Source organism: Paenibacillus sp. NPDC058174 (assembly GCF_042883865.1).
Classification (GTDB): Bacteria; Bacillota; Bacilli; order Paenibacillales; family Paenibacillaceae; genus Pristimantibacillus.
Map to the genome: position 1 here is coordinate 298,471 of NZ_JBHVUY010000003.1, position 21,845 is coordinate 320,315.

At 52.2% G+C, this 21,845-nt stretch carries 24 protein-coding genes and 1 riboswitch; of the genes, 17 read left to right on the forward strand and 7 right to left on the reverse strand.

What is annotated here, in order from left to right; genetic code table 11:
- Nucleotides 1-259: 259 nt before the first annotated feature.
- From ACFVVF_RS17475 to ACFVVF_RS17535, 13 genes are all read left to right on the forward strand, one after another.
- Complete coding sequence (locus ACFVVF_RS17475; RefSeq protein WP_387812184.1) at nucleotides 260-748, forward strand: SRPBCC family protein; 489 nt, start codon at nucleotides 260-262, stop codon at nucleotides 746-748.
- A 101-nt stretch (nucleotides 749-849) separates the two neighbouring features.
- The gene (locus ACFVVF_RS17480; RefSeq protein WP_387812187.1) at nucleotides 850-1,866 is read left to right on the forward strand and encodes an SDR family oxidoreductase; all 1,017 of its coding nucleotides are present in this window, start codon (nucleotides 850-852) and stop codon (nucleotides 1,864-1,866) included.
- 208 nt (nucleotides 1,867-2,074) lie between these two features.
- Complete coding sequence (locus ACFVVF_RS17485) at nucleotides 2,075-2,881, forward strand: class I SAM-dependent methyltransferase (RefSeq protein WP_387812189.1); 807 nt, start codon at nucleotides 2,075-2,077, stop codon at nucleotides 2,879-2,881.
- A 100-nt stretch (nucleotides 2,882-2,981) separates the two neighbouring features.
- Entirely contained in the window at nucleotides 2,982-3,578 is a 597-nt protein-coding gene (locus ACFVVF_RS17490; RefSeq protein ID WP_387812191.1) for a TetR/AcrR family transcriptional regulator, read from the forward strand.
- A gap of 224 nt (nucleotides 3,579-3,802) precedes the next feature.
- The gene (locus tag ACFVVF_RS17495; RefSeq protein ID WP_387812194.1) at nucleotides 3,803-4,543 is read left to right on the forward strand and encodes an SDR family oxidoreductase; all 741 of its coding nucleotides are present in this window, start codon (nucleotides 3,803-3,805) and stop codon (nucleotides 4,541-4,543) included.
- A gap of 84 nt (nucleotides 4,544-4,627) precedes the next feature.
- A complete protein-coding gene (locus tag ACFVVF_RS17500) occupies nucleotides 4,628-5,095 on the forward strand; it encodes a heme-degrading domain-containing protein (RefSeq protein WP_387812197.1) in 468 nt (155 codons plus the stop codon).
- 129 nt (nucleotides 5,096-5,224) lie between these two features.
- Nucleotides 5,225-5,328: riboswitch (purine riboswitch) on the forward strand.
- Nucleotides 5,329-5,480: 152 nt separating this feature from the next.
- Nucleotides 5,481-6,086 carry a xanthine phosphoribosyltransferase gene (locus tag ACFVVF_RS17505; RefSeq protein ID WP_387812199.1) on the forward strand — a complete coding sequence of 202 codons (606 nt, stop codon included), beginning with the start codon at nucleotides 5,481-5,483 and terminating at the stop codon, nucleotides 6,084-6,086.
- A gap of 3 nt (nucleotides 6,087-6,089) precedes the next feature.
- Entirely contained in the window at nucleotides 6,090-7,394 is a 1,305-nt protein-coding gene (locus ACFVVF_RS17510; RefSeq protein ID WP_387812201.1) for a nucleobase:cation symporter-2 family protein, read from the forward strand.
- 165 nt (nucleotides 7,395-7,559) lie between these two features.
- Nucleotides 7,560-9,212, forward strand: coding sequence for an FAD-binding dehydrogenase (locus ACFVVF_RS17515; RefSeq protein WP_387812204.1), 1,653 nt, complete (start codon nucleotides 7,560-7,562; stop codon nucleotides 9,210-9,212).
- A 79-nt stretch (nucleotides 9,213-9,291) separates the two neighbouring features.
- Nucleotides 9,292-10,479 (forward strand): amino acid deaminase/aldolase, encoded by a 1,188-nt coding sequence (locus ACFVVF_RS17520; protein WP_387812206.1) that lies wholly within the window; start codon nucleotides 9,292-9,294, stop codon nucleotides 10,477-10,479.
- A complete protein-coding gene (locus ACFVVF_RS17525) occupies nucleotides 10,467-11,795 on the forward strand; it encodes a D-arabinono-1,4-lactone oxidase (RefSeq protein ID WP_387812209.1) in 1,329 nt (442 codons plus the stop codon). Before ACFVVF_RS17520 ends, ACFVVF_RS17525 begins: the two co-directional genes overlap by 13 nt.
- Before the next feature lie 105 nt (nucleotides 11,796-11,900).
- Entirely contained in the window at nucleotides 11,901-12,224 is a 324-nt protein-coding gene (locus ACFVVF_RS17530) for an ArsR/SmtB family transcription factor (protein WP_387812212.1), read from the forward strand.
- An 18-nt stretch (nucleotides 12,225-12,242) separates the two neighbouring features.
- Complete coding sequence (locus ACFVVF_RS17535; RefSeq protein WP_387812214.1) at nucleotides 12,243-12,464, forward strand: hypothetical protein; 222 nt, start codon at nucleotides 12,243-12,245, stop codon at nucleotides 12,462-12,464.
- 86 nt (nucleotides 12,465-12,550) lie between these two features.
- Here the strand turns inward: ACFVVF_RS17535 and ACFVVF_RS17540 are convergent, their stop codons facing one another.
- From ACFVVF_RS17540 to ACFVVF_RS17550, 3 genes are all read right to left on the reverse strand, one after another.
- On the reverse strand, nucleotides 12,551-13,444 hold the full coding sequence (locus ACFVVF_RS17540) for a DMT family transporter (protein ID WP_387812217.1): 894 nt from the start codon (nucleotides 13,442-13,444) through the stop codon (nucleotides 12,551-12,553).
- Nucleotides 13,445-13,602: 158 nt separating this feature from the next.
- The gene (locus ACFVVF_RS17545; protein WP_387812220.1) at nucleotides 13,603-13,914 is read right to left on the reverse strand and encodes an antibiotic biosynthesis monooxygenase; all 312 of its coding nucleotides are present in this window, start codon (nucleotides 13,912-13,914) and stop codon (nucleotides 13,603-13,605) included.
- A gap of 137 nt (nucleotides 13,915-14,051) precedes the next feature.
- Nucleotides 14,052-14,783 (reverse strand): SDR family oxidoreductase, encoded by a 732-nt coding sequence (locus tag ACFVVF_RS17550; RefSeq protein ID WP_387812223.1) that lies wholly within the window; start codon nucleotides 14,781-14,783, stop codon nucleotides 14,052-14,054.
- Between the two features lie 182 nt (nucleotides 14,784-14,965).
- Here ACFVVF_RS17550 and ACFVVF_RS17555 point away from each other — a divergent pair, with 182 nt between their 5' ends.
- Nucleotides 14,966-15,316: a winged helix-turn-helix transcriptional regulator gene (locus ACFVVF_RS17555; RefSeq protein ID WP_387813124.1), complete on the forward strand. Its 351-nt coding sequence runs from the start codon at nucleotides 14,966-14,968 to the stop codon at nucleotides 15,314-15,316.
- Between the two features lie 132 nt (nucleotides 15,317-15,448).
- Here the strand turns inward: ACFVVF_RS17555 and ACFVVF_RS17560 are convergent, their stop codons facing one another.
- On the reverse strand, nucleotides 15,449-16,438 hold the full coding sequence (locus ACFVVF_RS17560; protein ID WP_387812225.1) for an N-acetylglucosamine kinase: 990 nt from the start codon (nucleotides 16,436-16,438) through the stop codon (nucleotides 15,449-15,451).
- 151 nt (nucleotides 16,439-16,589) lie between these two features.
- On the opposite strand from ACFVVF_RS17560, the gene ACFVVF_RS17565 reads away from it, so the two are divergent.
- Nucleotides 16,590-16,895, forward strand: a complete 306-nt coding sequence (locus ACFVVF_RS17565; protein WP_387812228.1) for a Dabb family protein — start codon at nucleotides 16,590-16,592, stop codon at nucleotides 16,893-16,895.
- Between the two features lie 484 nt (nucleotides 16,896-17,379).
- On the opposite strand, the gene ACFVVF_RS17570 is transcribed toward ACFVVF_RS17565, so the two are convergent.
- On the reverse strand, nucleotides 17,380-18,120 hold the full coding sequence (locus tag ACFVVF_RS17570) for an SDR family NAD(P)-dependent oxidoreductase (RefSeq protein ID WP_387812231.1): 741 nt from the start codon (nucleotides 18,118-18,120) through the stop codon (nucleotides 17,380-17,382).
- Nucleotides 18,121-18,245: 125 nt separating this feature from the next.
- Here ACFVVF_RS17570 and ACFVVF_RS17575 point away from each other — a divergent pair, with 125 nt between their 5' ends.
- Nucleotides 18,246-19,157 (forward strand): LysR family transcriptional regulator, encoded by a 912-nt coding sequence (locus ACFVVF_RS17575; protein WP_387812234.1) that lies wholly within the window; start codon nucleotides 18,246-18,248, stop codon nucleotides 19,155-19,157.
- A 62-nt stretch (nucleotides 19,158-19,219) separates the two neighbouring features.
- On the opposite strand, the gene ACFVVF_RS17580 is transcribed toward ACFVVF_RS17575, so the two are convergent.
- Nucleotides 19,220-20,068 carry an aldo/keto reductase gene (locus ACFVVF_RS17580; protein WP_387812237.1) on the reverse strand — a complete coding sequence of 283 codons (849 nt, stop codon included), beginning with the start codon at nucleotides 20,066-20,068 and terminating at the stop codon, nucleotides 19,220-19,222.
- On the reverse strand, nucleotides 20,025-21,275 hold the full coding sequence (locus ACFVVF_RS17585) for an MFS transporter (RefSeq protein ID WP_387812240.1): 1,251 nt from the start codon (nucleotides 21,273-21,275) through the stop codon (nucleotides 20,025-20,027). Before ACFVVF_RS17585 ends, ACFVVF_RS17580 begins: the two co-directional genes overlap by 44 nt.
- A 157-nt stretch (nucleotides 21,276-21,432) precedes the next feature.
- Here ACFVVF_RS17585 and ACFVVF_RS17590 point away from each other — a divergent pair, with 157 nt between their 5' ends.
- Nucleotides 21,433-21,804, forward strand: a complete 372-nt coding sequence (locus ACFVVF_RS17590) for a winged helix-turn-helix transcriptional regulator (protein WP_387812243.1) — start codon at nucleotides 21,433-21,435, stop codon at nucleotides 21,802-21,804.
- Nucleotides 21,805-21,845: the final 41 nt, after the last annotated feature.

Genomic DNA, 21,845 nt, shown 5'->3' on the forward strand with positions numbered 1-21,845 from the left:
AGCGGATGGTACTAGAGACGGCAGAACAGCGAATTTACCTTCGCTAAATAGCGAAGCCGGTTCGTTAGAGGGACTTTTTGACGGGGCAAGCGGATGCCTAACAGTGAAACCCAACAGTGAAACCCAACAGTATAGTGAGCCCACGTCACATACTGCGAAGCAGGTTCGTTAAGCGAACGTGACGTGATACACGCAATGTCCCAGACTGACCAATAACAATGTTACTTGTCTTTTACCCACAATAAGGAGGTATCTATCGATGTTGGCGAACATTCAGCAAGTGGAGAATGGCTATACTGCCAGGTTTGAGAGGAAATTGAATCATTCGGCGGAAGAAGTGTGGGCGTGGCTGACGGAGAATGATAAGCTGGCCGAATGGTTTGCCGAGCTGCGGATCGACGAGCTTCGTGCAGGCGGGGCTGTCAAATTCGATATGGGGGACGGACAGTTTGTGGAAATGGAGATTTTCGTCTGTGAGCCCCATTCGATTTTAGAATACGCATGGGACGAGGATCGCGTAAGATTCGAGCTGCATCCGGAGTCAGAGGGCTGTCGGCTCGTTTTGGAGGAGACGATTCATAAAATCACTGAAGGGCATACGGCCAAGGATTTGGCCGGCTGGCAAATTTGTTTGGATGTTATCGAAGCCCTTATGAACGGAGAGAGCATTGAACCGCAAGCGAGACGACAGGAATGGGAAAAGATCTATCCGCTGTATGCCGAAGCCGTCGAAAGTTTACCGAGATAGCACAGGTGATCTCGCCTATACAGATGCTTGGACTCGTGCTATCGTTAGAACTGTGAAGGGTCGTTTTTACAAATGTTCACAATACTAGCGGAGGTGGAGAAATGAAAGCGCTTTTTATTGGAGGAACGGGAACGATTAGTTCGGCAATTACGAAACAACTGGTGGAGCAAGGATGCGAGCTTTATCTGATAAATAGGGGAACGAGAGGTGACAGAGTGCCGGAAGGCGCTCATGTGATTCAAGCGGATATTCAAGACGAAGAACATATTGCCAAGCTGCTGGAGGGGATGACGTTCGACGTCGTCGCCGATTTCATTGCGTTCCAGCCGGCACAGCTGGAGCGGGACTTCCGACTATTCCAGGGCAAAACCAAGCAGTTTATATTCATCAGCTCGGCATCGGCTTACCAGACGCCGTTGTCTGATTACCGCATTACGGAAGGTACACCGCTGTCGAATCCATACTGGCAATACTCGCGGGACAAAATCGAATGCGAGGATTACTTGCTCAAGCAGTACCGGGAGCATGGCTTCCCGATTACGATTGTGCGGCCAAGCCATACCTATGATGAGCGCTCCATACCGCTAGGCGTGCATGGCAGCAAAGGGACTTGGCAGGTTGCGAAGCGGATGCTGGAGAACAAACCGGTCATTATTCACGGGGACGGCACTTCCTTATGGACGATGACACATAATCGTGATTTTGCAAAAGCTTTTATCGGCCTTATGGGCAACATTCATGCCATCGGAGAATCCGTGCAGATCACGTCCGATGAGTCGGTCACTTGGAATCAAATTTATGAGATTATTGCCGATGCGCTTGGCGTTAAGCTGAATGCGGTGCATGTAGCCTCATCATTCCTGGATACGGTCAGTACTGAGGATTATCGCGGCGGCTTGCTTGGCGACAAAGCGAATACAGTCGTGTTCGATAACTCCAAGGTTAAAAGGCTGGTGCCCGAATTTGTCGCCACGACACGGCTGGATCAAGGCTTGAAAGAGACGATCCACTATATTCTGGCTCATCCCGAGCATCAAACCGAGGACCCGGAATTCGATCAGTGGTGCGATAAAGTCATTGATGCTTTGGATGCTGCAGCGAAAGCGATACGGGGATAGAGAGGTTCTTGAATAGGGCTGCACGAGGCTTTACTGCCCATGCTGGACTCAGCATGGCGCCATGAGAGCATGAGCGGAGCGTTCATGAACCGCCTGGGCGAGGTCAGATAATGGCCGCCAAGCGGCATATATTTGTTATTCAGTCAAAACGGCCGCCTCCCTAAAGGCGGTCGTCTTCATATCATCTTCTTTTGGAGGTATGCATGCGATGAACAAAGTAATCGATTATTACTCTATTTTCGACGAATGGGGAAGACTGGATCGAGAACCGCTGGAGTTTATTATCAACCTGCACTATATGATGAAATATATGCCACCCGCCGGAAAAGTGCTGGATAACGGTGCCGGTCCGGGCAAATATGCTCTGGAGCTGGCGAAGCGGGGATTTAACGTTACACTTACCGATCTGACGCCGAAAATGGTAGAGACCGCAAGGCAAAAAGCCGAGGAATTCGGCTTGCTGCCGCAATTTGACGGATTCCATATCCGAAATGCCGTTTCCTTGGAGGGATTGCCGGGCGAAAGCTACGAAGCAAGCCTCATGCTTGGCCCGCTGTATCATTTGCAGCTGGAGCAGGACCGCGTGGCAGCGGTGAAGGAGCTGCACCGTGTCACGAAAAGCGGCGGTATCGTATTTGCCGCCGTTCAAACCCGGATGCGCATGGCGATCAATTCGCTGCAGTCGCCCCGCAATTGGAGGCCTAATGATAATATGGCGTCTATCCGGCAATTTTACGATAACGGATTATTCGATCATGCCGATCAAGGACGCTTTACAGGAGCTTATTACTTTGCCGCCGATGAGCTTCAGCCGTTCATGGAAAGTCAGGGCTTCGAGACGATCGATATTATTAGCTCCTCCAGTATCGGCAATCTGCTGAACGAGGAGCAGCGGCAGTATTGGGCGGATCAGGGCGAATATGAAAGCTTAATCGAATTTTTAATTTCCGCAGCTAATGACCCGTCTATTCGGGGTGTAACCTCGCATTTGCTGTACATTGGGAAGAGAGTATAATCGATTCTAACACCCCTTGAACAAATGACAAAAAATGAATATTGTTTTTATTTCGCATCGGTTATGCTATGCTTTTGGCAAGCAGAAAGGAAGATAAGCGATGGCGAATGAACAAGTGTTAACGAAGGAAGCGATATTGGATGCTGCGGAGCAGGTGCTTCGCCGGTATGGACCGGATAAAACGTCGGTCGTAGACATTGCCAAGGCGCTGCAGGTCAGTCATGGCACGCTATACCGCCATTTTCCAAGCAAAACCGCACTCCGCGAAGCCGTTACGGACAGATGGCTTCAACAAAGCGTAGCCGAGCCGCTGAAGGCAATAGTGGAACAGCAGCATAGCGATACGGCGGAAAGCTTGCATATATGGCTAAAAACGCTGATCCGGATCAAACGGGGCGCTTCACGGGATGATCCCGAAATGTTTGCAATGTACGCAGCTGTCACGCTGGATGCCACATCAATTATTCAGGCTCATATTGATAATCTTACGGGGCAAATCGCAGCGCTGCTGGAGCGCGGCAAAGCATCTGGAGCTTTCCGGTACGAGCAGTCTGCGGACCGTTTGGCCCGGGCTATATTTTCCGCGACGACAAAATTCCATCATCCGGCGCATGCGGCGGAATGGAAGGCGGAGTCTGCCGACGAGGAATTCGACAGCTTATGGAAGCTGCTCCTTTCCGGTCTGTCTGCCAGCTAAATAAACCTGGCATCAAAGAAGCTTTTCTGGTCATAGACCGGGGAAGCTTTTTTTGCTTTCTCTCCTTCGTTGCTAAATAACTGACAAAATTATAATTTTGTCAGTTGACATTTGTTATTCTTGAGGCCTATAATCAAGTCAACCCGTTTGGGGGACAATACCAAGCAGATTATTCAAATGATCAGATCATTCACTAAAAATATAAGGAAGAGGCGGGATTATTCATGGCAAATTTAAAGGGTAAAGTCGCATTGGTTACAGGAGCGTCCAGAGGAATCGGACAAAAAATTGCAGAGGAGCTTGCCCAGAGCGGTGCAAAGGTTGTCGTCAACTACTCCAGCAGCCCGGATAAAGCCGAGCAAGTCGTTGCCGGCATTAAGAAGCACGGCGGGGAAGCAACCGCAATTCAAGCGGATGTGAGCAAAATTGCTGACGTAGAGCGTTTGTTTCAGCAAGTGCTGCAAACTTACGGACAAATCGATATTCTCGTCAACAATGCCGGCATTATGATTACGAAGCCGCTCGCGCAGCTGACTGAAGAGGATTTTGACCGTCAATTCGATATCAACGTCAAAGGCACTTTTTTTGCCATTCAGCAAGCTGCTTTGCACATGGCTCAGAACGGACGGATCATTAATTTCTCCACCTCCGTCGTCGGCGCGATGTTCCCGACTTACAGTCTCTATACAGCAACGAAAGGCGCGGTCGAGCAGCTTACAAGACAGCTGGCGAAAGAACTGGGTCCTAAAGGCATCACAATTAACGCCATCGCGCCAGGCCCGGTGAACACGGAGCTGTTTACGACAGGCAAGACGGAAGAGCAAATTAAAGGCATGTCCGGTATGAACGCATTTGGCCGGATCGGCGAGCCCGAGGACATTTCCGCCGTTGTGAATTTCCTTGCGAGTGAAGCTTCGCAATGGGTTACAGGGCAAACGCTTCGTGCAAATGGCGGCTTTATCTAAAGACAGTCAATACCGCTTTTGGTTCCGGGACAATTCATGTAAGATGGAGAAGGAGCTAGGAACTGAAGAAGGAGCGGATAGACGATGAATGATGAATTGAAACGATTGCTGGCACAGGAAGAAGAACTGCAGTTCACAGCTTTTACGAACGAAGATGCGCTTCAGCTGGGTCTTATCATCTGTCAGATCGTGAAGGAAGAGATCGGCAAAGGCGTTGCCATTCATATTGAAAACGATGAGCATCCGTTGTTCACGCATTATATGGAGGGAACCTCCAAGGAAAATGTGTACTGGGTGAACACGAAGAAAAACGTTGTGAACCATTTTGGACACAGCTCGCTGTATGTCGGTGAATTGTTCAAATCGCAAGGGACCACGTTCAAAGACGGCGCTAACCTGCCGTTGTCCGAGTACCAAGGCGAGGGCGGCTCGTTCCCGCTGATCGTGCGAGGTCAAGGCAAAGTCGGCACAGTGACTGTCTCCGGTTTAGCTGGAGAAGAGGACCATCAGCTCGCTGTAGACGGTATCCGGAAGCTGCTTGCCAAATCCTAACCTCTGCAGGTTATTGAAATAGAAGGCTGTCCCTTAAGGGGCGGCTTTCTTTGTTTGGCTGGAAGCGGGGCAACTATCCGTATAAATTGCCACTTGATACTTTTTCGAAGACTGGTGTACTATATAATCTGTGTTTTTATAGCTTGAACTCATATAATTTTGGGGATATGGCCCATAAGTTTCTACCGGATAGCCAATGCAATTATCCGACTATGAGTGCTTCGCGAGGATCTTCCGTTTGGTTTGTTCTTTTTTGTGCAGGGCAAGAGCAGCGGGAGTCGCGGACACGATAAGGGATGAACCGTAGGGACAGGCTTCTCATGAGCGGATAGCTCAAGGAGTTTGTTCTTTTTTTTCATTCACACAGAGGGGAAGTTGACGACAAGTGAAAAAGCTGGAAGAACGCATACGTCAAGAGGGAGAAATATTGTCCGATACGGTGCTGAAAGTAGATTCATTCTTGAATCATCAGGTGGACACGGCGCTTGCCTTGGAGATTGGACGCGAGTTTGCGCGCATCTTCGAAGGAAAGACGATTACGAAGGTACTGACGATTGAAGCAAGCGGCATTCAATTCGCTATGGCGACGGGAATCGCCCTGAACGTTCCATTCGTTTATGCGAAGAAGAAAAAGGCGATTACGCAAGCAGAGAAGGTGTATACAGCGCCTGTTCATTCTTTCACCAAGCAGGAGACTTATCAGGTCAGCGTCTCGCATAAATATTTGGGGCCTGGCGACAAAGTGCTCATCGTCGATGATTTTCTGGCAACGGGCGCTGCGCTTGTGGGCTTGGTGCACATTGTGAAAGAAGCTGGTGCCGAGCTGGTTGGCGTAGGCTGCGTGATCGAGAAAGGCTTCCAGGAAGGCCGCGGCTTGCTGGAGGAGATGGGCGTGGAGGTTCATTCGCTTGCTCGAATTGCCAAGATGGCACCAGGAGAAATACATTTCACAGAACAGCAGTCCGCTGAACGTTCAAAGGAGAAGGTATAATTCATGTTAAGCAAACAGAGAGTGCTTGCCCTAGGCTTCCAGCATGTTCTGGCGATGTATGCGGGGGCCGTTATCGTTCCTCTCATCGTCGGTGGAGCGTTGAACTTGAATGGCACGCAAATGGCTTACCTGATCGCTGCGGATCTTTTCACATGCGGTCTGGCAACCATCCTGCAAGTCATGGGCACCAAATATTTCGGCAGCAGGCTGCCTGTTGTCTTGGGCTGTACGTTTACGGCGGTAGGGCCAATCATTGCCATCGCTTCAACCTCTAACTTGGCGACCGCCTACGGGGCTATCATTTTATCCGGTTTATTCGTTGTATTGGCTGCTCCTCTTTACGGGAAGCTGCTGCGATTCTTCCCTACTGTTGTGACCGGATCGGTCGTAACGATTATTGGTTTATCCCTGATTCCCGTTGCAATGAATAATGTGGCGGGCGGTCAAGGAACGGAAGGCTTTGGCCTGCCGAGCAATTTGCTGCTTGCGCTGGTGACGCTGGTCGTCATCCTGCTGGTCAATCGGCTGACAAAAGGGTTCATGCGTTCCATCTCGGTACTTATTGGACTGTTGGTCGGCACTGGCATCGGATACGCGATGGGAATCGTCAGCTTCGCGCCGGTTGCTGAGGCATCCAAATTCAGCATTGCTGAGCCGTTTTACTTCGGAACGCCTCAGTTTAGCCTGACGGCCATCGTTATGATGATCATCGTCAACATCGTCAGCATGGTAGAGTCGACGGGCGTCTATCTGGCAGTCGGAAAAGCGACGGATCAGAAGGTGGAGCAGAAGCAAATCGTCAACGGCCTGCGCTCCGAAGGCGCTGCAATTATGCTAGGCGGCATATTTAATGCCTTTCCTTACACGGCCTTTTCGCAAAATGTCGGCTTGATCTCGCTGACCCGCGTGAAGACTCGCGACGTGATTTTCGCTGCGGGCGGTATCATGATCGTCCTGGGCTTGTTCCCTAAGCTTGCGGCAATCACGACAGTCATTCCGAGTGCGGTGCTGGGCGGCGCGATGATCGTCATGTTCGGCTCCGTTGCGGCTTCCGGCATCTCGATCTTGTCGGGCGTTGATCTGCGCAAGGAGAAAAACCTGCTGATCGTTGCCTGCAGTATCGCAGTTGGCCTTGGTTCGGCGGCTGTGCCGCAAATTTTCGACCAGCTGCCTGATTTCGCGAAAATGCTGCTGCAAAACGGCATCGTATCGGGTTCCGTAACGGCTATTGCCATGAATTTGCTTCTCTCCGGACGTAAAGATGAAGAAGAAGCTGAAGCTAAAGCGGAGACTGCTGCTTCAGCATAGAGAATAGCGCTTAAAGAGTGTTCCAAACGCAAAGTTTGGAATGCTCTTTTTTTATGCCCGGATGGGGGAAAACCCCGGTATTTTTTATGGAGAATTCCAAAAAATTCTATGTTATGATACAGGTATTATCTACCTGCAAACAGCGATTAGCGAGGAGGGAAGATCTTGAAATATGATGCGATTGTAGTGGGCGCAGGGCTTTCCGGACTCGCAGCGGCGGCGGAAATCGCAGATTCGGGGAAACGAGTAGCGCTGCTGGATCAGGAGCCGGAGGCATCGCTCGGGGGGCAGGCCTGGTGGTCTTTTGGCGGACTGTTTCTCGTCGATTCTCCAGAGCAGCGTAGGCTGGGCATCAAAGATTCCAAGGAGCTGGCCCGGCAGGACTGGATGGGTTCGGCGGGATTTGACCGTGGGGAAGAAGATCATTGGGGTCGTCAATGGGCCGAGGCTTATCTGGACTTCGCCGCCGGCGAGAAGCGATCCTGGCTTCATGGCATGGGTGTGCGTTTCTTCCCGGTCGTTGGCTGGGCGGAGCGCGGCGGTTATTTGGCCGAAGGTCATGGCAACTCAGTGCCCCGGTTTCATATCGTCTGGGGAACGGGTCCGGCCATTGTTGCCCCGTTTGAACGGCGGGTGAGGGCGCATCAAGCGAGCGGGCTCATTGAGCTGCATATGCGGCATCGTGTGGATCAGCTTGTTATGAGCAATGGTGCTGTCAGTGGTGTAAGCGGTTCCATTTTGGTTCCTAGCGATGCTGCGCGGGGAGAAGCGAGCTCGCGAGAGATTGCTGGCGAGTTTGAATATGAGGCTTCTGCGGTCATCGTGACAAGCGGCGGCATCGGCGGCAATCATGAGCTTGTCCGTCAGAACTGGCCGGAGAGGCTGGGCGATCCGCCCCGGCATATGCTTTCTGGTGTTCCGGCTTATGTCGACGGCAGAATGCTGGCTGTCGCGGAGGAAGCGGGCGGACGGATCGTGAACCGCGACCGGATGTGGCACTATACCGAAGGCTTGAAGAACTGGAATCCGGTATGGGCGAATCACGGCATTCGGATTCTTCCCGGGCCTTCCTCCATCTGGCTGGATGCGCAGGGCAATCGCCTCCCGGCTCCGAATTTCCCCGGCTTTGACACGCTGGGCACATTGGAGGCGTTGAGGAAGACCGGCTACGACTATTCCTGGTTTATTTTGACCCAGAAAATGATCGAGAAGGAATTCGCCCTCTCCGGCTCCGAGCAAAATCCTGACTTAACGGGCAAAAGCATCCGGAAGGTGCTGTCTCGTGTCCTGCCGGGTGCGCCGGCTCCCGTGCAAGCTTTTATGGATAAAGGAGAAGACTTTGTCGTTGCAAATACGCTGGAGGAGCTCGTCACGGGCATGAACAAGCTGACGGCCAGCAGTCTGGTGGACTTGCAGAGAATTCAGCGGCAGCTGCAAGCGCGGGACCGGGAGATGGACAATGCCTTTACGAAGGATTTGCAGATTACGGCGCTGCGCGGGGCCCGTCATTATATCGGTGATAAGTTCATACGGGTCGCCAAGCCGCATAAAATGCTGGAGCCGGGCAATGGCCCGCTTATTGCGGTTCGCCTTCACATCGTCAGCCGCAAAACGTTAGGCGGGCTGCAGACCGATCTGTCCGGGCGGGTGCTTGGTCTGACGGGAGATCCGGTGCCGGGTCTTTATGCGGCGGGCGAGGCCTCCGGATTTGGCGGCGGAGGCGTTCACGGGTACCGGGCGCTGGAGGGGACGTTTCTGGGCGGCTGTCTGTTCTCGGGAAGAACAGCAGGAAGGGCGGTTGCCGCAGCGCTGAAATAGCAGGTCAGGATGGCGGCGATGGCGGCGAGATCGGACAACGCATCGTTTAGCGGAAATGGATTGGAGAGGAGCCCAAGCGATGGATCGTTACGCGTATTACAAAGAGGCGTTCGGACAGCTGCCGATGCCCTTTGCTTTTGTTGATTTGGATCGTTTGGACCACAATGCAAGGGAAATTGCCCGGGCGGCGGGGGATAAAAAAATCCGCATCGCCAGCAAATCACTGCGCTGCGTAGACGTGATGCGCCGTTTGCTGGACGCCGACCCTGTCTTTCAAGGCATCATGTGCTTCACGGCTGCCGAGGCGGCTTTTCTCGCTGATCAAGGCTTTGATGATCTGCTGCTGGGGTATCCGCAATATCATCCCCGGCATATTGCCGAGCTGGCAGACTGGATCAAGGAAGGGCGAACCGTCGCCTTTATGGTGGACTCCGTGGAGCATGTGGAGCAGCTGGAGCGGCTGGCGAAAGAGAGAGGCACCGTATTCGCGGTCTGTATCGATATCGACATGTCGGTGCAATATCCGGGCTTGCGCTTTGGCGTATGGCGTTCGCCGATCCAGGTCTGGGAGCAGCTAAAGCCCGTTGTAGAGCGAATTGTTCAATCTGACTGGCTGAAGCTTGATGGATTGATGGGCTATGAAGCGCAAGTGGCCGGCGTCGGCGATCGAATGCCAGCCAGCACTCTCAAGAACAAGCTGGTGCGGGCATTGAAGAAGCGGTCTATTGCGGAGGCAGCTCGGCGGAGAGGGGATGCGGTGGAGCGTATTGCTGCGATGAATGTTCCTCTTCGTTTCGTTAATGCCGGGGGCACGGGCAGCTTGGACAGCTCCCGCAATGAGCCGTGGGTAACGGAAATGACGGCGGGCTCCGGCTTCTATTCTCCTGTTCTCTTCGACTATTACTCCAACTTTAAATACGAGCCGGCTGCCGGGTTTGCGGTAGAGATCGTGAGAAAGCCGCGGCAAGATATCGTCACCTGTATGGGGGGAGGTTATACGTCTTCAGGCTCGGCAGGTTCGGAAAAGCTGCCCCAGCCTTATTTGCCAGAGGGCTTGAAGCTGTTCGGCAGGGAAGGGGTCGGCGAGGTGCAGACGCCGCTCTTATGCAGGGGCGGCATTCCGCTCGCCATTGGTGATCCGGTTTTTTTCCGCCACGCGAAGGCAGGCGAGCTGAGCGAGCGCTTCCTTACGCTGCATGCGGTTTCCCAAGGACAAATCGTAGGCGAATATGCGACCTATAGGGGGATGGGGGAATGCTTCCTATGAAAATGCACACGATGGCGGCGGCAACGGGGACCAAGCCATGGACGAATTGGTCGGGCATCGTTCAAGCGACGCCCCGTGAAGTACTGCTGCCGAGCACAATCGACGAGGTGGTGGAGGCGGTGCAGCTCTGCCGGCGGGAAGGACGAACGCTGCGCGTCGTCGGCTCGGGACATTCGTTTACGCCAATTGCTGCCTCCGATGATATTCTGCTGTCGCTTGATCGGATGCAGGGATTAGTGAGCGTTGATCCCGACGCGGCTGCCGCGACGGTATGGGCCGGGACGAAGCTGAGGCTGCTTGGCGAGCTGTTGTTCGAGCAGGGGCTGGCGCAGGAAAACTTGGGCGACATCGACGTTCAGTCCATTGCAGGAGCGATTAGTACTGGTACGCATGGCACCGGGCGGGCGTACGGCAATCTGTCCACGCAGATCATCGGGCTGACGATCGTGACCGGAAGGGGCGACGTTGTGGAATGTACCCCGGAATCCCACCCCGAATGGTTCAAGGCGATGCAGGTTTCACTTGGTGTCCTTGGCGTTATCGTGCAGGTGAAGCTCAGGCTGCAGAACGCCTATAAGCTGGAATATGTCAGCAGCCGGATGCCGCTGAAGTCATGCCTCGCTCAGTTGTCCGAGCTTGCCGAGTCGAATCGTCATTTTGAGTTTTACTGGTTTCCTTATGCAGAGCCCTGTCAGATCAAACGAATGAACCTGACGGATCAGGAAGTGACGAACCGCAAAGCATGGGAGCACTTCAGTGACGTCTGGATCGAGAATAAGCTGTTTGGCCTGCTGTCGGAGCTGAGCCGCAAGCTCCCTTCCTCCAGCGCGGCAATTAGCCGGCTGTCGGCCTCTCAGGTTCCAGTCGGGCGCAAGGTGAACTACAGCCATCGGATGTTTGCGACGCAAAGGCTGGTTCGCTTCAATGAAATGGAGTATAACCTGCCTGCGGAAGCGCTTGGCGAGGTCACTGAAGAGATGCGCGCGGAGCTTGCGCGCGGGCGGTACCGGGTTCATTTTCCGGTGGAATGCCGTTACGCCAAGGGCGATGATATTTGGCTTAGCCCGGCCAATGGCCGTGACTCCGCTTATATTGCGGTGCATATGTACAAGGGCATGCCGCATGAAGCGTACTTCGAGGCTATGGAGCGGATTTTTCTCCGTTACGGGGGCAGACCGCATTGGGGGAAAATGCATACCCTGCAAGCTGCGCAATTTAAGGAGCTTTATCCGCAATGGGAGGCGTTTGGCGCGGTGCGCGAGGCGCTTGATCCTGACCGGATACTGCTGAACGACCGGATGCAGCATTTATTTTGATACGGCAAACAAGCCCAACCTGTTTCGTGACAGGGATGGGCTTTTTTTAAATCCTAATAAGGAAGGATTTGTAATTTTCTGATACCTGTAATATAATTATTACATATGACGCATTTTGATAATGGTGATGAGCTGCTTCTCGCTCTGGAGGCGCTGTCGAACCCCCACCGGTTGAAGATTGTAGCCGTTTTAACGGAAGGAAGGCAATATGTAAGCGAGCTGGCGCGTGAGTTAGGGATGAGCAGGCCTTTGCTGTATCTTCATTTACAGAAGCTGGAGGAGGCGAATTTGGTTTCAAGCAGCTTGGAAATTTTAGATACGGGCAAAACAGCGAAGTATTACATGCTTAATCCATTCCGCTTTGAATTGAACGAGCACATAATAGCCGGATTGGCATCTACGCTATCTTTTAAAAAGAAAAATAGTTAGGACAAGGGGAGAGTTTGGATGAGTGGAGTAGGAATAACAGGATTGATTGTGCTGCTTATACCGATTGCAGTGGTTGTTCTAATTGTTTACTTTATTACGAGCACAATAAAACGTTTTGAAGCAAGGGCCAATGAGAAGCTTATGCTTGAACGTGAAAATACGTTAACGTTGCAAAGAAAAGTGGCTGATCTGGAAGGACGGCTGCTGCGGATTGAAACGATGCTGAAGGAAGTGGATTGAACCGAATGCCTGGCTGCACAATCAAAGCTTCGTAAAAAAGACCATCCGGATCGGCAATGACCGAGCGGGATGGTCTTTTTTATCGTCTACGTCTCAGCAATCTGCGGCTGCTTCTTCCCTGAATAATTGACGCAGCCGATGCTGATGATGATTAGCGCTAGCCCAGCCAGCAGCGAGTAGGTAAACGGCTCATGCATGAACACCGTACCCGTCAACACGGCGATGAGCGGTACCAGGAAGGTGAATGCGGCAACCTTGCTCGCATCCCCCGTATTCATAAGCTTGAAGTAGATGACGAATGCGATCGGAATGCCGCAAGTGGCGCCGTAGACAAGACCCAGTATGAACGGGCCGTTCCATACGATGCTGCTCCAGCTCTCCGTTGCGCTGCCAATGCCGGTCAGCGCGATTCCCCCGATAATAAATTGCATGGCAACCATCCACATGGAATCGGTATGTCGGCTTTCCTTCTTCACATAGATGACGCCTAGCGCCCAGCTAAGTGCGGTAAGCAAAGCGAGACTGACCCCGAGCAAGGATACGTCGCCAGTAATTCCGTCAGCGCTAACTGCTAGGATGCCAAGGAAACCGATTATTAGTCCGGTGATTTTGAGCAGGGACAATTTTTCGCCCAGCCACATCCAAGCCAGCAGTCCGATCAGGACGGGTTGAAAATAGACGAGGACGGAGAACAAGCCGCCCGGCAAATAAATGAGCCCTATGGATTGAACGCCATAGAAGAGGACCGCATTGAACAGGGCGGATATGCTGTAGCGACGCCAGTTTTGGCGGAATTTCAGCTTGTCCCGTTTGGGCAGCAGGAATATTGCGAGCAGCAGCCCTCCGAGCAATGAACGGATGCCGGAGAATAAGAGCGGCGGGGTGTAGGCTAACGCCGTCTTGTAGATGGACCAGCTCAAGCCCCAGATCAGAACGAGAAAAAGAATAGCAAGTGTCGTTTTCGAAGATAGTATGCGCACGGTGACCTCCAGCAGCAAGCTTAAGCTATGTTGAATTAGAAATAGGCATACTACCTACTATACCTGAGCTTGGCTTGAAGGAATAATCATTTTTTATGCAAAAAAAATAGCCAGCGGGCTGCCCGCTGACTGCTTTCATAGAAACGTTGGTAAACAAGCTACTGAATGTGCCGTTTAACTTCGTACATATTAACGACGGTATCGATGATATACGCCGGCTGTGTCTCACTGCGCCTGTCCCGGTGTCCTTGAAGGTGTTCGGGGCTCTTCTCCCAGCCCCGCCACGCGTCTTCGGATTGCCAGCGAATAATGACGACGATCTCTTCGTGCTCCTTGGTGTGCTTATTGACCATAATCGTCCGGTCGATCAAGCCTTCTCGGCCGTCAAGCGGGCCGGGCTGGCTGAAACGCTCGACGACTTTGTCCGCGTTGCCGGGGTGTACGGTGATCGTTCTGGTTTGGATAAGCATGCGAAACCTCCTATGGTTTGCTTTGACGTATGACGATGCCAACTCAGCGAAAATCGTATCATACCGCCTAAGAAACCGGAATGGACATTCCGGCTGCTTGCCATGGATTATTCAAACGGAGGCTTGGGTGCGAGCGGTTAGCGCATAATATAGCCGCCGTCAGGGAAGAGCGTGCTGCCTGTCGTATAGCCGTTGGTCATCAAATATAGCGTCGTGTGCGCCGCTTCATCGGCAGTGCCGACGCGGCCGACGAGATTCATTTTGGCATATTGTCTATAGGATTCATCCCGTACCTCTTGGGCAGCTCCTTCCCAGTTGAAGGCCGTATGAATCGTGCCGGGAGAAATCACATTCACGCGAACAGGCGCCAGCTCGACGGCAAGCGCTTTGCCGAGGCTTTCAATGGCACCGTTGCAGGCGGCGTAAGAGGCTCCGTCTGCAAGCGGGCGCTGGCCGAAAGCGCCGGACATGAGGACGATGGAGCCATCCTTGCTCAAGTGCGGCGCCCCATATTTAACCGCATTATATTGCGGCCAGAATTTGGCGTTGAAGCAGCTGTGGGCCACTTCCGCTGGGGAAGCGATCGATCCTCGCACATAGGAGGCACCCGGCGTGAATAAATGATCGAAGGAACCGATTTTGGCAAAAAAGGCTTGAAGCTCCTCTTCGTTCTGATTGTTTAAGGTATGGATTTCAGCATGATCGGCTCCTCCGAGCAGCTGTTGAGCTTTTTCAAGCTTTTGCTGTGACCGGCCTGCCAGAATGACGTATGCGCCTTGCTCGACTGCTTGCTGCGCTGTGGCGAATCCGATGCCGGAGCTTCCTCCGATGATGACGATACGTTTGTTGTTCAGTGTGAAGTTGGGCATGATGAAAACTCCTCTCCTTTATTTTCACTCATTATTAGCGATAAAAGGAGACTTGCACAGTACTCACTTTATTCGTACTACCAGCTGCAGTGAGGGAAGCTGAGAGCTGGCTGCTGGGAAACGGAGTGCAGGGAAGCGGCAGAACCGTTATATTGGTTGTAGAGGTGATTGGATTGGGATTTTTGAAAAACTCGAATGAACCAAGGCTGCAAGGCGTACTGACGACGCTGCAAAAAATAGGCGGCAAATGGAAGCCGCTCATCTTGTTCATTTTGTTAATAGACGGGACTAAGCGGTTTGGCGAGCTGAAGCGGCTTATTCCGGACGTCTCGCAAGGAACACTGGCGAAGCAGCTTCGCGAGCTGGAAGAGGATCGCTTGATTATTAGGGAAGACTTTCAGGAGCTGCCGCTTCGTGTTGAATATCGGATCTCCGAGCATGGCCAGACGCTGATAACCGTTCTGGACAGCATGTGCGGCTGGGGACGCGAGCATCAGACTTACATAGACCGCCAGCGGCAGGCGGAGGACTGAGATGGGAGGAACGGGCATGGCAAGATTAACACTGACAATCTGCTGGCTGCTCCCGGTGCCTGGTATTACCCTGTTTGTGCGAAGCAGCCACTCATGTGACAGCAGCAGATGATGGTAGGATTATGAGGCAAGTTAACTTTTGAAGCGGGCATGAATGCTCTGTCGTAGGTTGTGAACGATTGCGGGAGAAGACGGGATGCTTAACTGTTGAAGCGCATAGAGTGCCGCACCTGCAGCAGGTGAAAATGTGGGTGTCACGACACGATAGTCTTTATTGCTGCTGTGAGCGGACAAGCGTTCAGTGAGCTGTTGGCGGACGTAATCGCTGTTGATGACGCTGCCGATAAAGGCGACATCGACATGTGGGTCTGCGAATGAAGCGGCAAGAATCCCGACGCCAACCTGAATTTGCTCAATTGCCCTGTCGCAGACTCTTCGTGCTGTACAGCTCCCTTGACTCGCAACTTTCGTCACATAAGGAGCGAATTCACCGAATTTGCGATTCCGTTCTCTATCGTCTGTGATGAAGCCGGCTGCGCCTAGCTCATGGAGCTGCTGAAGCGAGGTTACTTGCCAGTAGTGCAGCAGCGATTGGATAAGAGCTTCATCTGTCTCGTCGGCCTTGCCTGCCAGCAGCTCATAGGTCGTATTGTAAGCAACGAATCTGGCTGCGCTGGCGGCATAGTGGTGAAAATCGTAATTCCGTAGCTGCCGGCCTTGTTCGGTAATGGCGAATATAATGGAGCCGGTACCCGAAATAATAACGATGCCCGGCTTCGCCTCAAGCGCCCCATAGTGGGCAACAGCTGCATCATTCAGATGCCAGCGGCGAGCTTCTAAGCCATCGATTGCCGTCAACGGCTCGACCCATTCCAAGTCCTCGGGGCAATCATAGCCTGCAATGCCGGCAGCGATTCCTTTAACGTCGCTGAACGCTTTGCCTGCAGCAGTTATCGCTTCTTGAATGGCTTGATGGACATGCTGCTTCGCTTGCAAATCCTTGTATAAGGAAGCCGCCCCCTTTTCCACATAGGAAAGCACGTTTCCCGCCAAATCGACGGCTATGGCCCGCGTTCGGGTGCCGCCTCCATCGATGCCGATCACGATCTCGTTAGCATTCATTTGAATCAAACCTCCTGCTAATGGATGATTCTCATATTGTACCAAAATTTGTAATGGTGAACAGCTGCTTTTTATTAATTGAAGTTGCTGGAGGGAAACGGTATTCTAAGAGTGATTGACCGATAGAACATACCTCAAAGGAGCGTGCAGCATGTCGCAAAATTCAATTATTCACTCTGTTATTTTTTCGTTGAAGCATGAGAAGGGCTCGGCGGAAGAGCAGCGTTTTCTGGAAGACGGCAAAGCGATTTTGAGCTCTATTCCGACTGTGAAGGATTTCCGTGTACTGCGCCAGGTGAGTCCGAAAAATACATATGATTTTGGTTTCTCGATGGTCTTCGCTAGCGAGGCTGATTATGAAGCTTATAATGTGCATCCGCTGCATGTTGATTTCGTGGCCAACCGTTGGGAGAAGGAAGTTGCGCAGTTTTTAGAGATCGATTATAACGAGCTTTAATAACTTTTGCAGGCTATATGTCTTTAACGAAGCCTGATGCCAGAGTCTGCAGCATGGTGAGAATGGTGATTAATCAGCTTAGAGGTTCTAAAGCCGGCAGAGTAACCGGAGAAAAGTGTTTTTTCGCCGTCTGAAGTTCGCTTAAGACCCTGAAAGGGTCTTAACGGGGGGAAATAGCTGCAAGAGAGCAGATTTAAGACCCTCAAAGGGCCTTAATGCCCGCGAAGCACAGGAAAGGGCCTCGAAAACCGGAAGCTGCAGCCAGCTTAAGTCCCTGAGAGGGTCTTAACGTGGGAGCGTATCCGCCTAAATGGAGGCATAAGAGCCTATCAGGGTCTTATACCCGCCCGTGTTGAGCAACCGAACACCACTACACTAGTTACAATTGCTCGCGAACTCCCTTGCGCTGAAGGACAAGCGATCCAATAACGCTGGAGAAGAAGAAAAGGAGTTGCCCTCCCACGGGCAGCTCCTTTTTTCGCATCTACAGCGTCTGACCGCTGTCGACGGTGATGATTTGGCCCGTCATCGCTTCCTGCTCCAAGGCTGCGCAGATGAGCTGGGCGATATCCTCTGGGGTGGAGATGCGCTGAAGCAGAAGCTGCGGCGCAAGCAGCTTCATCTGCTCCTCTCTGCCGGACCACCATCTGGTCGCTACGGCGCCCGGCACAACACAATTGACGCGAATCGTTGGTGACAACGCCCGTGCCAGCGACTTCGTCAAGCCGTGAACGGCTGCTTTGGAGACGGCGTAAGGGAGAGATGAGCCTAATCCGGTCTGGCCTGCAATGCTGCCGACATTGACGATAGCGCCGTGTCCCGATTTTTTCATATAGGGGGAAACGGCTTTTGCGCAATAGAACATTCCTTTCACGTTGACGCTGAACAGCTCGTCCCATACTTCTTCTGTGGCAGCATCCAAATCGCTCATCGGAATATGTCTCGTGATGCTTGCATTGTTGACGAGCAGATCGACCGTTCCGAACTGCGCCACTGCCTGCTGCACCATCGCCTTCACTTCAGTATCCTGGGACACATCAGCTTGAACGGCCGCAGCCCTGCCGCCCTCCTGCTCGATAAGCCGGACTGTCTCTTCCGCCTCATCCTTCGAGCGGGAGTAGTTGACTGCTACAGCAACGCCTCGCTTAGCCAGCAGCAGACTAGTTGCTCTTCCAATACCCGTACCTCCGCCGGTTACGATAGCTGCTTTACCGTGCAAATTCATCGTGGATCACGTCCTTTCTTCTAATAAGCTCATTGTATATGTGTAAAAGCTATCCGTATAATTGAACTATTCGAATCTAAAGTTCATGCTTATTGAATCTGAATCTACAGGATGGGAGCGCGGTAATGGAGCTACTGCATTTAAAAACGTTCCAAACGATCGTGAAACACGGCAATTTCATTCGCGCAGCCGAGGAATTGAACTATGCCCAATCGACGGTTACGACACAAATGCAGAAGCTGGAGGCCGATCTTGGCGTTCAGTTAATGGAGCGGGGCAAACAGTTCCGTCTGACGGAAGCGGGCAGACTTTTCTACGAGCAAAGTGCAGTTATTCTGAAAAATATGGAGCAGCTCCAGCTAAATATGTCCGGTCTGCAAGAAGGGGAGACTGGGCATGTTCGCTTGGGAGTGACTGAGCCGACAGCAAGCTATAGACTCCCGGAGCTTTTACAAGCCTTTATGATATCCAACCCGGGAATCGGTATTTCACTCGTATTCGGGAACACCCCAATGTTAAGCGAGCAGCTCTATAAAGGAGAGATTGACCTCGCCATTTGTTCCCCTCCTGATGAGATGGCGGAGCGATATTTTGAACCTTTGTTCCGGGAAGCGTTTGTCGTGCTGCTGCCTGATCATCACCCTCTAGCAGCCAAGGAAGCGATAGATCCGTCCGACCTTTACGGTTCGCGGCTGCTGCTGACTTCGGCTGTATGCCCTTACCGCCGTAAGCTGGAAATCGTCCTGCAGCAGATGGCGCCGGAGCTCGACTTGCATACGATGGAAATCGGCAGCATGACAGCTTTGCCGCATTATGTGGCCAGCGGAATGGGAATTGCTCTGGTGCCGAGCATTCTGCTGAATCCTCCGCCGAAGCATACAGTGCAGCGGACTGTCAGCGGAGATTTGGTCGATATGATCGTCGGCATTTTATCCAAGCCTGCTGATTTTCAAGCTAAGCCTTCGACAGCTAAGCTTTATCTCTATTTGAAGGAGCATCTGGATAGTGAGGCACCAAAAGAACCGCCTCTGCTCTAGACAGAAGCGGTTCTTTTGGTGTCAGATCTAGTTGATGAGGAGCATCAATCTATCTGCATCAATTAGAAAAGAAGAGTGTCAGGATCCGGACCTACACGGCGGTTCTCGTTCAACGCGTCAATGCGTGCCACTTCTTCAGCGCTCAGCTCGAAGTCGAAGATGCTTGCATTTTCAACGATCCGGTTTTCTTTAATCGATTTTGGAATCGTCACGATGCCGTGCTGCAGATCCCAGCGCAAAATAACTTGTGCAACCGATTTGCCATGCTTAGCGCCGATCTCTGTCAGTACAGGATTGTCCAGCAATTTGCCTTGCATGAGCGGCGACCAAGCTTCGATCTGAATGCCGTTAGCCGCGCAATAGTCGCGCAGTTCTTGCTGCGAAAGGCTTGGGTGAATCTCTACTTGGTTGACCATCGGTTTGATTTCGGCATCCTTGAGCAGCTCTTCCAGATGGTGAATGTGGAAGTTGCTGACGCCGATCGCTTTAACGCGGCCTTCTTTATAGAGGGTTTCCAGAGCGCGCCAAGTTTCTTTGTACTTGTCTTTGCCCGGCCAGTGAACGAGGTAAAGATCAAGATAGTCAAGGCCTAGCTTTTGCAGGCTTGTCTCATAGGCAGCAAGAGTCGATTCATAGCCTTGATCGTCATTCCATACTTTAGACGTCACGAACAGCTCTTCGCGGGACAGGCCGTTTTCCGCCAAAGCTTCTTTAATGCCTTGTCCAACGCCAGTCTCGTTCTGGTAGATTGCTGCGGTATCGATGCTGCGGTAACCGTTGCGGATAGCCGATTTAACGGATTCCACCGCTGATGAGCCTTCTTCGACTTTAAATACGCCAAGTCCGAACCAAGGCATTTTCACTCCGTTATGCAATGTTGTTGTGGCTTGTAAGTTTTGTGCTGTTGTCATGAGAAACAGCCTCCTTCTTATTGTTTTGGTCTTGCGATTCCAGCTTGCGCATCCAGCCCGTCATGAGCACAGCGGCAGCTACCATGAGCGCCCCCACCCATGCGGTATGGATAATTCCAACTTTCTCGGTAATGATACCACCGAAGTATGCCCCGATTGCAATGCCGGCATTAAAAGCCGCAATATTGAAGGCGGATGCGACGTCGACGGCTTTCGGGGTGAAGCGTTCGGCGAGCATCACGACATACACCTGCAGTCCCGGCACGTTCATGAACGCAAGCAAGCCCATGAGCAGAATCGTAACGAGCCCAGCCCATTTGAACGGTGCGGTAAAATAAAGCACCAGCAGCACAACGGCCTGTGCAGCAAACATATAGAACAGCGCATTGACCGGCTTGCGGTTGGCCGCTTTTCCGCCAATGATGTTGCCGACGGCTATGGCGATGCCATACACGAGCAGGATAAAGACAATGGCTTTATCGCCGAATCCGCTAATGTCATGCAGCAGCGGTGATAAATAAGTGAACACAACGAAGGTGCCCCCGTAACCAAGCGCGGTGACGGCGTATGCCAGAAGCAGACGTCCGCTGGTGATCACTTTTATTTGTTCGCGAACTGGTGTTACGACTCCTGCACGAAGCGTTGAAGGAACGAGCAGCGCATTTGCGATCAGGGCAATAACCCCGATTACGGCAATGGTCACAAAAGCAACCCGCCAGCCTAGCTGTTGACCCAGCCATGTGCCGAGAGGTACGCCGGTGACGGTCGCAACCGTCAGACCGGAGAACATGATGGCAATCGCGCTGGCCCTTCGATTCTCGGGCACCAGATCGGCAGCAATCGTTGAGCCGATTGACATAAATACGCCGTGGGCTAAGGCGGATACGATGCGTGCTGTAAGCAGAAGCGCAACCCCGTTGGCTGAAGCGGCCAGCCCGTTGCCGATAATGAACACAATCATAATGGCGAGCAGCAGCGTTTTCCGCGACATCCGCGAGGTTAGCGACGTGAGTATCGGCGCTCCCAAGGTGACGCCCAGTGCGTAGAGCGTAACCGTGAGTCCTGCCGTTCGAATCGATATATGCAAGTCATCTGAGAGCAGAGGCAGCAAGCCTACGCTGATGAACTCTGTCGTTCCGATTGCGAAGGCGCTGATTGCAAGTGCCAGCAGCGCCAAGGTGCTTCTTCTCGAATTCAAAGCAGTCATAATCAGTCCTCCTGTATGGTATTTCTCGGCCGGTAAATGCTATTATGGAGGAAGGTTAAGAAATTGAATAGTACGTACTTTGCAGTACGGTAGACACTTGAAAGTAACATAGGCACTAAAAAGTGCCCTTCAATATAAGTGCTTGGAGGCTACAGAAATGGCAGTTGCAAAGAAATACAATATCTCAGTGGAAGCGGCATTGGATGTCATTGGCGGCAAGTGGAAGTGTGTGATTCTCTGCCACCTTATGCATGGCAAACGGAGAACGAATGATTTGAAACGGATCATGCCTGGCATTACGCAAAAAATGCTGACCCAGCAGCTTCGGGAGCTGGAGCAGGACGGCATCGTCAACCGGATCGTTTATCACCAAGTGCCGCCAAAGGTGGAGTACGAGCTGAGCGAGTATGGAGACAGTCTTCGCGCCATTCTGAACGCTCTTTGCACATGGGGCGACCAGCATATTATTAAGGAATACGGGGATAAAAGTCTTGTGCTTGAGGACAGCTATTTAAATAAGCGGGATTAGCTCTTATATTGTTGTCGAAAAGAAAATGCGCTATTCGCTCC

Coding starts and splice junctions, on each gene's coding strand:
- ACFVVF_RS17475 (WP_387812184.1), top strand. CDS start 260: ATGTTGGCGAACATTCAGCAAGTGGAGAATGGCTATACTGCCAGGTTT.
- ACFVVF_RS17480 (WP_387812187.1), top strand. CDS start 850: ATGAAAGCGCTTTTTATTGGAGGAACGGGAACGATTAGTTCGGCAATT.
- ACFVVF_RS17485 (WP_387812189.1), top strand. CDS start 2,075: ATGAACAAAGTAATCGATTATTACTCTATTTTCGACGAATGGGGAAGA.
- ACFVVF_RS17490 (WP_387812191.1), top strand. CDS start 2,982: ATGGCGAATGAACAAGTGTTAACGAAGGAAGCGATATTGGATGCTGCG.
- ACFVVF_RS17495 (WP_387812194.1), top strand. CDS start 3,803: ATGGCAAATTTAAAGGGTAAAGTCGCATTGGTTACAGGAGCGTCCAGA.
- ACFVVF_RS17500 (WP_387812197.1), top strand. CDS start 4,628: ATGAATGATGAATTGAAACGATTGCTGGCACAGGAAGAAGAACTGCAG.
- ACFVVF_RS17510 (WP_387812201.1), top strand. CDS start 6,090: ATGTTAAGCAAACAGAGAGTGCTTGCCCTAGGCTTCCAGCATGTTCTG.
- ACFVVF_RS17520 (WP_387812206.1), top strand. CDS start 9,292: ATGGATCGTTACGCGTATTACAAAGAGGCGTTCGGACAGCTGCCGATG.
- ACFVVF_RS17525 (WP_387812209.1), top strand. CDS start 10,467: ATGCTTCCTATGAAAATGCACACGATGGCGGCGGCAACGGGGACCAAG.
- ACFVVF_RS17530 (WP_387812212.1), top strand. CDS start 11,901: ATGACGCATTTTGATAATGGTGATGAGCTGCTTCTCGCTCTGGAGGCG.
- ACFVVF_RS17535 (WP_387812214.1), top strand. CDS start 12,243: ATGAGTGGAGTAGGAATAACAGGATTGATTGTGCTGCTTATACCGATT.
- ACFVVF_RS17545 (WP_387812220.1), bottom strand. CDS start 13,914: ATGCTTATCCAAACCAGAACGATCACCGTACACCCCGGCAACGCGGAC.
- ACFVVF_RS17550 (WP_387812223.1), bottom strand. CDS start 14,783: ATGCCCAACTTCACACTGAACAACAAACGTATCGTCATCATCGGAGGA.
- ACFVVF_RS17560 (WP_387812225.1), bottom strand. CDS start 16,438: ATGAATGCTAACGAGATCGTGATCGGCATCGATGGAGGCGGCACCCGA.
- ACFVVF_RS17565 (WP_387812228.1), top strand. CDS start 16,590: ATGTCGCAAAATTCAATTATTCACTCTGTTATTTTTTCGTTGAAGCAT.
- ACFVVF_RS17570 (WP_387812231.1), bottom strand. CDS start 18,120: ATGAATTTGCACGGTAAAGCAGCTATCGTAACCGGCGGAGGTACGGGT.
- ACFVVF_RS17575 (WP_387812234.1), top strand. CDS start 18,246: ATGGAGCTACTGCATTTAAAAACGTTCCAAACGATCGTGAAACACGGC.
- ACFVVF_RS17580 (WP_387812237.1), bottom strand. CDS start 20,068: ATGACAACAGCACAAAACTTACAAGCCACAACAACATTGCATAACGGA.
- ACFVVF_RS17585 (WP_387812240.1), bottom strand. CDS start 21,275: ATGACTGCTTTGAATTCGAGAAGAAGCACCTTGGCGCTGCTGGCACTT.
- ACFVVF_RS17590 (WP_387812243.1), top strand. CDS start 21,433: ATGGCAGTTGCAAAGAAATACAATATCTCAGTGGAAGCGGCATTGGAT.